Genomic DNA, 10,455 nt, shown 5'->3' on the forward strand with positions numbered 1-10,455 from the left:
CGCGCTCGGCTGGTGCGCCGGCGCGCGAGGGCGGTGCGGCCGAAGCCGCGGCCGCCGCTTCGCCGCAGCCGCAACCCACGCCGCCGGTGCCACAGGACAGCGGCGTGGACGCGGAGTTGGCCGCGATGCCGGTGGACATGTCCCGGCCTGCGCCGGACGTCGCGGCGGAACAGATGCTGCAGGTCACCGAAGTGCCGAGGCCGACCACGGATTTCGTGCTGCCGCCGCCAACGGTGGCGGCGCCGGCGCTGCGTGTGCATGAGCCACAGGTGCGCGAGCGCACCGTAGAAACCGCGGTGGCGCCGGCGGTACCGGTGCGCGCCTTGCCGACGCGCGATGTCGTGGCGAAGGCGCCCGCCATGCCGCAGGTACAGGTGCGCGAACGGCAGATCGAGACGGTGCCCACGCCGCCGGTGGCGATGACGCCGGTCCGCCCACGCGAGGCGGAAGTGCGTTTGAATGGCGTGGAACCGGCGGTGCGCGAACGGCAGGTCGAAACCGCGCCGCGCCAGGATGTGCAGATGGCGACGGTGCCGGCGCGCGAAAGCGGCGTGCAGGTGAGGACCGCGGATGTGGCGGTGCGCGAACGGCGGATGCCGGGCGTCGCCGATGCCGCCCCGGCGCCTGCCTCCGGTTCCGGCCCGGTGCCGGCGCGGGCCAGCGAGGGTGGGGCGCAGGCGTCGCGGTCTTCGCAGGGAGCTGCGGCGGGTGGGCCGGCGGCGAATGCTGCGCCGCAATCAGGCACCAGTACGGGAGCCGGGCCAAGACCGCAGGACCGCAGCGGTGGCTGGGCGGCACCGGTCCGTTCGGACGACTGGGGCGCCTCGCAGCGGCAGGCATCCGGCGGCAGCGGTGCCGCGTCCGACCCGGGGCGCGGCCTGTACAACAACGATGGCAGTGTGCGCATGGCGGGCGACGCTGGAAAGGAGGCCGCGCCCGGACGTGGCGCGCCGGGCGGCGAGTCGGACAGCTGGAGCCGCGAGCAGATCGACCATGCCGGCACCTGGCTCAAGCGCCCGCCCTACGAGCACAAGCCCACGTCGTTCGACAAATACTGGGTGCCCAACGAATCGCTGCTGGCCGAGTGGGTGCGAAAGGGCATCAGGAGCATCGAAATCCCGATCCCGGGCACCGAAAACCGTATTTCCTGCGTGATTTCCGTCCTGCAGTTCGGCGGCGGCTGTGGCCTGAGCAATCCGAACATGCAGGAGCAGCCGGCCAGCGCGCGGCCGCCGCCGGACATCCCGTTCAAGAAGGAACTGCAGGACGACAACGGCAGCCGTTGAACGGCGCCGTACTCAATCCCGCTGCATTGGACGTGGATTTCTAGGGATTCCTGCCGCGCCGGATGGCGCGCGCCACGGCGGGCGTCAGGAGCATCGCGCAGACCAGGAACGCGAGGGTGCCGACCATAGCGGCGGGGCCGATCCATGCCGGATCGGTCCTGAGCATGTCGGGACGGGCGCGGATGCAGAGCAAGCCGGCACCGCTCGCCAACAGCGAAACAAGCGAGGTGAGCGCCAATCTCCTGAGGGATGGCGGCGACGATGTGGTCATTGCTGCCTCACGCAGGGGGCGTCAACGGCGCCGGCACGGGCGTGCCGGCGCGATGCGATCACTTCAAGCCGTGCAGGTCGCGCAGCTGGCTCGGGCGCGAGCCGAAGTAGGCGGCCAGGTCGGAGATGTCCTGGTCGCTCAGGCCGGCGGCCTGCGGCGACATCAGCATGTGCTCGCGGTCACCGCCGCGATAGGCCTGCAGGGCATGGGCGAGGTAGTCGCCATACTGGCCGCCGAGCCGCGGGTAGCTAGGGTCGATCGGGGCGTTGCCATCGGCACCGTGGCAATCGATGCAGCTCTGGCCGGTGGCCTTGCCCTTGCTGTTGGCGAGCTGCTCACCGGCGGCGATGCGCCCCTGCGGCAGGCCGGCCGAAGAACTGGAACCGTGTTCGCCACTGGCATGGCCGGGGTCGGCGGCGGATTTGCCGGTGGACTCCACCTCCGACTGCGTGCAGGCGGCCAGGGCGCAGGCAGCGAACAGTGCGATGGCGAGACGCGAAGCGTGCTTGGCTTTCGACATGAGCGGTGCTTACTTGAGAGTGGACAGGTAGGCGGAGAGATCAGCGATGTCCTGCGTGCTGAAGCTCATCGATTGCGCCTGCATGGTTGGGTGCTTGCGCTTGCCTTCGCGGTATTCGGTCAACGCCTGGGTCAGGTACTGCGCCGACTGCCCGCCGATCTTGGGCACGCGGTAGCTCGGGTAGGCGTTCTTGTAGCCGGTGATGCCGTGGCAGCCCTGGCAGGTGTAGGCCAGGGTACGGCCGGCTTCGGCATTGCCGGCAGCGGCCTGCGGCGATGCCGCGGCGGCGGGAGCGGAAGGTTCAGACTGCTGCGGGTCGGCTTGGGCGGCGGCCCCGAACGGCAGGGCGAAAGCCAGGGCGAGACATACGGCAAACGGCTGCGAGCGCATGGTTTCCTTGTCCGGTATGCGGGTCTGTTGGTTCCGCCGTGGGACACGGAACGGTTCGAGTATAGCCCGCGCATTCACCGGTTCGGAACCATTCATGAATGCTGCGGTGCAGCGCGTGGGCATGACCTTTGGGGCATGGTGTTGCCGTGGGGTGGTGCAATACTTTGCTACAACACCAGCCACTGCATCTCCAGGGACCCCACGATGTCGCGACTCCTCACTCCGTACGGCCGCACCGGAAGCTGCGCCGCCGCTCTCCTCGTCACCACGGTGTTGTTGCTGGGAGGCTGCAAGGCCGGCGGCGAAGAGACCAAGGACAAGCCCAAGGAAGAGCAGAAGGCCAGCGATGCGGTCCCGGTCGAAGTGGCCAAGGCGGCGCGCCGCGCCATCGCCGCCAGCTATACCGGTACCGCCTCCCTGGAGCCGCGCGCCGAATCGCAGGTGGTCGCCAAGACCTCGGGCGTGGCGCTGGCGGTGATGGTCGAAGAGGGCGAGCGCGTCAGCGCCGGGCAACCGCTGGTGCGGCTGGACCCGGACCGCGCCCGCCTGGCCGTGGCGCAGAGCGAGGCGCAGATGCGCAAGCTGGAAAACAGCTATCAGCGCGCGCAGAAACTGGTCCAGCAGCAGCTGGTCAGCGCCGCCGACGTGGACCAGCTGCGCTTCGACCTGGAGAACGCGCGCGCGCAGTACCGCATGGCCACGCTGGAACTTTCCTACACCACGGTGGTGGCGCCTATTTCGGGCGTGGTCGCTTCGCGCGACATCAAGCCGGGCAACTTCGTGCAGATCAACTCGCCGATCATCCGCATCGTCGATGCCGGCAAGCTGGAAGCCACGCTCAACGTGCCCGAGCGCGAGATCGCCAAACTCAAGCCGGGGCAGGCGGTGGAACTGCTTGCCGACGCCTTGCCGGGCCGCAGGTTCGCCGGCGTCGTGGGTCGCGTGTCGCCGGTGGTGGATACCGGCACCGGCACGTTCCGCGTGGTGGCCTCGTTCTCCGGTGAAAGCGAGCTGCAGGCGGGCATGTTCAGCCGCCTGAGCATCAACTACGACCAGCGCGCCGATGCGCTGGTGGTGCCGCGTACCGCGCTGCTCGAGGACGGCGGCGAACCGGCCGTGTACGTGGTGCGCGAAGGCAAGGCGATGCGTACCCAGCTCAAGCTCGGCTATGACGATGCCGGCTGGATCGAAGTGCGCGAAGGCCTGGAGCCGGGCGAGGAAGTGGTCGTGGCCGGCAAGGCGGCGCTGCGCGAGGGCAGCGCGGTGCAGGTGATCGGGCAGGAGAAGGAAAAGGCGGTCGCGTCCGCCGCTGCCGTCAAGGCGCCGGCCGCACAGGCGGCCAAGCAATGAGTGCGCGCGATCCGTCGGTTCCCGGCGGTGGCGGTTTCGACCTGATCGAGTTCGCCACCCGCCGTCGCGTCACCATCGCGATGATGACGCTGACCCTGGTGTTGTTCGGCGCGATCTCGCTGTCGAGCCTGAAGGTCGAACTGCTGCCCGATCTGAGCTATCCCACGCTGACCGTGCGCACCGACTATGAAGGCGCGGCGCCGGCCGAGGTGGAGACGCTGATCTCGCAGCCGGCCGAGGAAGCGCTGGGCATCGTCAAGGGCCTGCGCAAGCTCAAGTCGATCTCGCGCACCGGCCAGAGCGACGTGGTCCTGGAATTCGCCTGGGGCACGGACATGCAGCAGGCCGGGCTGGACGTGCGCGACAAGATGGAAACGCTGCAGCTGCCGCTGGAGGCCAAGCCGCCGGTGCTGCTGCGCTTCAATCCGTCCACGCAGCCGATCATGCGCCTGGCGCTGTCCTCGAAGCAGGACGGCGGCAGCGAAGCCGATGCGGTGCGCCGGCTGATGGAGCTGCGCCGCTACGCCGACGAGGATCTCAAGCGCAAGCTCGAGCCGGTCAGTGGCGTGGCCGCGGTCAAGGTCGGCGGCGGGCTGGAGGACGAGATCCAGGTGGATATCGACCAGCGCAAGCTGGCGCAGCTGGGGCTGTCGTTGGACAGCGTGATCCAGCGCCTGCAGCAGGAAAACGTGAATCTGTCCGGCGGTCGCCTCGAGGAGGGCTCGCAGCGCTACCTGGTGCGCACCGTCAACCAGTTCGCCACGGTCGAGCAGATGCGCGAGATGCTGCTCAACACCGCCGGCGGCTCGGGCGCGGCCGCGGCGGGCGAGAACCGCCAGCTGATGACCGCGATCCTCGGCAGCCGCGATCCGAACGTGATCGCCGCGATGCGCAGCGACGGCAGCGGCGGCGGCACCTCGCCGGTGCGGCTGAAGGACGTGGCCGACGTGCGCCAGGGCTACAAGGAGCGCGAGGCGGTGATCCGCGCCGGTGGCCATGAGGCCGTGGAGCTGGCCATCTACAAGGAAGGCGACGCCAACACCGTCTCCACCGCCGACGCGCTGGAAAAGAAGCTCGAGGCGATCCGCAAGCAGATGCCGAAGGACATCGAGATGACCACGGTGGAGGACCAGTCGGTCTTCATCCGCCACGCGATCAAGGACGTCAAGATCGATGCGGTGATCGGCGGCCTGCTGTCGATCCTGATCATCTTCCTGTTCCTGCGCGATGGCTGGAGCACTTTCGTCATCTCGCTGTCGCTGCCGATCTCGATCATCGCCACGTTCTTCTTCATGGGCCAGCTCGGCCTGAGCCTGAACGTGATGTCGCTGGGCGGCCTGGCCCTTGCCACCGGCCTGGTGGTGGACGACTCGATCGTGGTGCTCGAATCCATCGCCAAGGCGCGCGAGCGCGGCATGGGCATCCTCGAGGCCGCGATCAAGGGCACGCGCGAAGTGTTCATGGCGGTGGTCGCCTCGACCCTGACCACGATCGCGGTGTTCCTGCCGCTGGTGTTCGTCGAGGGCATCGCCGGCCAGCTGTTCCGCGACCAGGCGCTGACCGTGTCGATCGCCATCGCGGTGTCGCTGGTGGTGTCGATGACCCTGATCCCGATGCTGAGCGCGCTCAAGGGCCGTCCACCGCTGGAGTTCCCGGCCGAGGATCCGCGCCAGCCGTGGCGCCCGGAGCGCCGCTGGCAGAAGCCGGCCGCGTTCGCCGGCCGTGGCATCGGTGCGATGTTCCGCTACGGCTTCTACGCCGCGGCGTGGCTGGTGGTGCGCATCTTCCGCGGCATCGCCGCGGTGGTCGGCCCGGTCATGCGCAAGGCCAGCGACATCGCCATGGCGCCGTACGGTCGCGCCGAACGCGGCTACCTGCGCCTGCTGCCCGCGGCGCTGGTGCGGCCGTGGCCGGTACTGGGCGGTGCGGCGCTGGCGTTCGCGCTGACCCTGGCAGCGCTGCCGATGCTGGGCGTGGACCTGATCCCGCAACTGGCGCAGGACCGTTTCGAGATGACCGCCAAGCTGCCGCCGGGCACGCCGCTGGCGCAGACCGACGCGCTGGTGCGCGAAGTGCAGCGCAAGCACGCCGGAGAAGCGGGGGTGCGCCTGCTGTATGGCGTTTCCGGCACCGGCACGCGGCTCGACGCCAGCCCGACCGAGAGCGGCGAGAACATCGGCAAGCTGTCGGTGGTGATGAATGACACCTCGCGCGAGCCGGAGCTGACCGAGAAGCTCCGCCAGACCATGAAGGCCTGGCCGGCCGCGCAGGTGGATTTCGCGCGCCCGGAACTGTTCGCGCTGTCGCCGCCGCTGGAGATCGAGATCGAGGGCAACACGCTGGAATCGATCCGCGTAGCCGGCAACAAGCTGGCTGGCATGCTGCGGCAGAACGCGCACTACGCCGACGTCAAGTCGACGGTGGAGCAGGGCTTCCCGGAAATCCAGGTCGTGTTCGACCAGGACCGCGCCGCGGCGCTGGGCCTGACCACGCGCCAGATCGCCGATGCGGTGGTCAACAAGGTGCGCGGCAACGTCGCCACCCGCTACAGCTTCCGCGACCGCAAGATCGACGTGCTGGTGCGCGTGCAGGAGTCCGAGCGTTCCTCGGTCGAGGACATCCGCCGCCTGATCGTGCACCCGACCGGCGGCAAGCCGGTGGAACTGTCGTCGGTGGCCGAGGTGGTGGCGACCACCGGGCCGAGCGAGATCCATCGCGCCGACCTGCGCCGCGTGGCGATCGTTTCGGCCAACCTGCGCGATATCGACCTGGGCACGGCGATCACCGAGGTGCAGAAAATGGTGGCCGAGAACCCGCTCGGCACCGATGTGGGCATGCACATCGGCGGGCAGGGCCAGGAGCTGGGCGAGTCGATCCGTTCGCTGCTGTTCGCCTTCGGCCTGGCGGTGTTCCTGGTGTACCTGGTGATGGCCTCGCAGTTCGAATCGCTGCTGCACCCGTTCGTCATCCTGTTCACGATTCCGCTGGCGCTGGTCGGCGCGGTCGGCGCGCTGCTGCTGGCGCGCTCGCCGGTGTCGGTGGTGGTGTTCATCGGCCTGATCCTGCTGGTCGGCCTGGTGGTGAAGAACGCCATCATCCTGATCGACAAGGTCAACCAGCTGCGCGAGGAGGGCATGGCCAAGCGCCTGGCGCTGGTGGAGGGCGCACGCTCGCGCCTGCGCCCGATCATGATGACCACCTTGTGCGCGGTGTTCGGCTTCCTGCCGCTGGCGCTGGCCTTCGGCGAAGGCGCGGAAGTGCGGTCGCCGATGGCAATCACGGTGATCGGCGGCCTGCTGGTATCCACGTTGTTGACCCTGCTGGTGATCCCGGTGGTGTACGACCTGCTGGACCGCAAGCCGGATGCGTTCTATGCCGAGCGCGGCCGCCGCGCGCGGCAGCAGGCCGAACAGGTCGAGCAGGTGCTGGCGCATGAGCATGGCGCGCTCGAGAAAGGCGCGGTCGATGGCGACGGGCTGAAGGGCTGATGCGGATGAACATCACCGAGCTGTCCATCCGCCGCCCCGTCACCACCATCATGCTGTTCGTGTCGATGGTGGCGATCGGCCTGATCGCCGCCTTCCGCCTGCCGCTGGAAGCCGAGCCGGAAGCGACCATTCCCTTCTTCTTCGTGTCCCTGCCATATCCGGGATCGACGCCGGAGGAAGTGGAGCGCAACCTGCTGCGGCCGGTGGAGGAGGCCATCGCCACGATGCCGGGCATCAAGTCGATGAACGCCCGCGCCAACGCCGAGGGCGGGCAGATCCAGGTCGAGTTCAGCGACTGGAACCGCGACATCGCCATGGCCGCGTCCGAGGCGCGCGAACGCATCGACGCGGTGCGCGACCAGTTGCCGGACGACTTCCGCCGCTACTACGTGCAGCGCTGGAGCACCAGCGACCGCGAGGCGATGAGCCTGCGCCTGACCAGCGACGAGGACCTGACCGCGCGCGCGGACCTGATCGAGCGCAGCATCAAGCAGCGCCTGGAGCGCCTGCCCGGCGTGGCCCGCGTCGAGGTCGAGGGCGTGGCCAAGCAGGAAGTGCTGGTGGCGCTGGACAAGGACCGGCTGAGCGCGCACGGGGTGGCGCTCAACGAACTGGTGCAGAAACTGCAGGCGGCGAATTTCTCGGTGTCGGCCGGGCAGATCACCGAGGCCGGCCGGCGCCTGCGCGTGCAGCCGCGCGGGGAGCTGCTGGAACTGCAGGCGCTGCGCAACCTGCCCATAGACAAGCGCGGAACGCGGCTGTCGGACATCGCCGAGGTCAGCCTGAAGCCGCAGCGCATGAACTACGTGCGGCAGATGGAAGGCAAGCCGAGCGTCGGCGTGGACGTGTACAAGGAGCGCTCGGCCAACCTGGTCGATCTCTCGCATGCGGTGCGCGCCGAGATCGAAGAGCTGAAGGACGATCCGGCGATGCGCGGCATCGGCATCGAGGTCACCGACGACCAGGGGCAGGCGGTGACCAGTTCGCTGCTGGCCCTGGCCGAGGCCGGCGCGATCGGCCTGCTGCTGTCGGTGGTCGTGCTGTACGCCTTCCTGCGCCACTGGCCGTCGACGCTGATGGTGTCGCTGGCCATCCCGATCTGTTTCATCATGACCCTGGGGTTCATGTACTTCGCCGGCATCACCCTGAACATCATCTCGATGATGGGCCTGCTGCTGGCGGTGGGCATGCTGGTGGACAACGCGGTGGTGGTGGTGGAGAGCATCTACCAGGAGCGCGAGAAGTACCCCAACCAGCCGTCGATGGCTTCCATCATCGGCACCCGCCACGTGGCCATCGCGCTGTCGGCCGGCACGCTGTGCCACTGCGTGGTGTTCCTGCCGATGATGTTCGGCGAGAAGAACATCATCACCATCTACCTGTCGCAGCTGGCGGTGACGATCTCGGTCTCGCTGCTGGCCTCGTGGCTGGTGGCGGTGAGCCTGATCCCGATGCTGTCGGCGCGGATGAAGACCCCGCCGGCGCTGAAGTCGCCGCTGATCAACCGCCTGCAGGAGCGCTACGCGCGCGCGCTGCGCTGGACGCTGCAGCATCGCGGCTGGGCGGTGGGCGGCATCCTCGCCATCACCCTGGCCAGCCTGTACCCGATGACGCATACGCAGGGCGGCGGCGACGATGGCGATCCGAGCCAGATCAACATCTTCTATCAGTGGCGCGGCGCCTACTCCAAGGAGGAAATGGGTCGGGAAGTGGCGCGGGTGGAGGATTTCGTCAATGCGCACCGCAAGGACTTCCACATCGACCGCGTGTTCAGCCGCTACAGCGAGCAGGGCTGGGCGCAGACGCGCCTGTTCCTGGACATCGAGGACCAGGTGCTGAGCGAGAAGATCAAGGAAGAAGTGCGCAAGGGCCTGCCGCAGTCGGCGCGGGCCAAGATCGGCATCGGCTGGCCCGGCGGCATGGGCAGCGAGGGGCAGGGCATCCGCTTCAGCCTGGTGGGCGATTCGACCCAGACGCTGAAGGAACTGGCCGAGGACATCGTGCCGATGCTGGCGCGCGATCCCAAGCTGCGCGACGTGCGCGTGGACACCGGCGACGCCAACACCGAACTGGCGGTGCGGGTGGACCGCGAGCGCGCCGCGGCCTACGGCTTCAGCGCACAGCAGGTGGCGCAGTTCGTCGGCATGGCGCTGCGCGGCTCCTCGCTGCGCGATTTCCACCGCGACGACGTCGAGATCCCGGTCAATGTGCGCTTCGCCGGTTCGGAGAACTATGGCGTCGAGGACCTGTCGTCCTTCATGGTGCGCACCGCCGGCGGCAAGGAAGTGCCGTTGCTGGCGATGGTGGACGTGGGCGTCAATCCGGCGGCCAGTTCGATCCAGCGCCTGAACCGGCAGACCATGCTGCGGGTCGAGGCCGGGCTGGCCAAGGACGTGCCGATGGACCAGGCGCGCAAGGCCATCGAGACGACGTTGGAGGGTGTGCAGTTCCCTCCCGGCTATGGCTACACCTTCAGCGGCGCCGGCTTCAACATCAACTTCGACGGCATGCAGCAGATGGTGAACAGCATCTTCATCGCACTGATCATCATGGTGATGATCATGGCTGCGCTGTTCGAGTCGCTGCTGTTCCCGGCCGCGATCATGTCCTGCGTGCTGTTCTCCATCTTCGGCGTGTACTGGCTGTTCTGGCTGACCGGCACCGAGATGAACATCATGGCGGTGATCGGCATCCTGGTGCTGATGGGCGTGGTGGTGAACAACGGCATCGTGATGATCGAGCACATCAACAACCTGCGCCGGCGCGGCATGGCGCGCACCGATGCGCTGGTGGAGGGCAGCCGCGAACGCCTGCGCCCGATCATGATGACGATGGGCACGGCGATCCTGGCGATGATCCCGATCGCGCTGAACACCAAGACCGCCGAGGGCATGCCGCCGTACTACCCAATGGCGCGCGCCATCGCCGGCGGGCTGGCGTTCTCGACCGTGGTCAGCCTGCTGTTCCTGCCGACCATCTACGCCATCCTCGACGACCTGCGCACGGGGACCGCGCGCCTGGTACGCCGCGCACGGGGACTGTCGCCGGTGCGGGAAGCGGAACCCGTTCCCGTCCGGGACTGAGGCTGTCGCGGGGGGGGCGCGCCCGGGCGGGGCGGGGGGGGGGGGGGGGGGGCGGGGGGCGGGGCGA

The 10,455-nt window shown here is 68.6% G+C and carries 7 protein-coding genes; 4 read left to right on the forward strand and 3 right to left on the reverse strand.

What is annotated here, in order from left to right; all coding sequences use genetic code 11:
- On the forward strand, positions 1–1,286 hold a 1,286-nt coding region (locus QMX80_RS16445; protein ID WP_282278230.1), incomplete at its 5' end, for a hypothetical protein.
- Positions 1,287–1,326: 40 nt separating this feature from the next.
- Here QMX80_RS16445 and QMX80_RS16450 read toward each other — a convergent pair.
- The 3 genes from QMX80_RS16450 to QMX80_RS16460 are packed head-to-tail and all read right to left on the reverse strand — an operon-like array spanning position 1,327 to position 2,467.
- Entirely contained in the window at positions 1,327–1,557 is a 231-nt protein-coding gene (locus QMX80_RS16450) for a hypothetical protein (RefSeq protein WP_282278232.1), read from the reverse strand.
- Positions 1,558–1,615: 58 nt separating this feature from the next.
- Positions 1,616–2,077, reverse strand: coding sequence for a cytochrome c (locus tag QMX80_RS16455; RefSeq protein WP_055765022.1), 462 nt, complete (start codon positions 2,075–2,077; stop codon positions 1,616–1,618).
- 9 nt (positions 2,078–2,086) lie between these two features.
- Positions 2,087–2,467, reverse strand: coding sequence for a c-type cytochrome (locus QMX80_RS16460; protein ID WP_055765024.1), 381 nt, complete (start codon positions 2,465–2,467; stop codon positions 2,087–2,089).
- Positions 2,468–2,671: 204 nt separating this feature from the next.
- On the opposite strand from QMX80_RS16460, the gene QMX80_RS16465 reads away from it, so the two are divergent.
- Genes QMX80_RS16465 through QMX80_RS16475 form a run of 3 tightly spaced genes read left to right on the forward strand, consistent with a single transcriptional unit; the run spans position 2,672 to position 10,388 of the window.
- Positions 2,672–3,817 (forward strand): efflux RND transporter periplasmic adaptor subunit, encoded by a 1,146-nt coding sequence (locus tag QMX80_RS16465; protein ID WP_055765026.1) that lies wholly within the window; start codon positions 2,672–2,674, stop codon positions 3,815–3,817.
- A complete protein-coding gene (locus tag QMX80_RS16470) occupies positions 3,814–7,305 on the forward strand; it encodes an efflux RND transporter permease subunit (protein ID WP_282278234.1) in 3,492 nt (1,163 codons plus the stop codon). The genes QMX80_RS16465 and QMX80_RS16470 overlap by 4 nt, the downstream gene beginning before the upstream one ends.
- 5 nt (positions 7,306–7,310) lie before the next feature.
- Positions 7,311–10,388, forward strand: a complete 3,078-nt coding sequence (locus QMX80_RS16475) for an efflux RND transporter permease subunit (protein ID WP_282278237.1) — start codon at positions 7,311–7,313, stop codon at positions 10,386–10,388.
- Positions 10,389–10,455: the final 67 nt, after the last annotated feature.

Origin of the sequence: Stenotrophomonas sp. PS02297 (genome assembly GCF_029959705.1) — a bacterium.
Lineage (GTDB): Bacteria > Pseudomonadota > Gammaproteobacteria > Xanthomonadales > Xanthomonadaceae > Stenotrophomonas > Stenotrophomonas nitritireducens.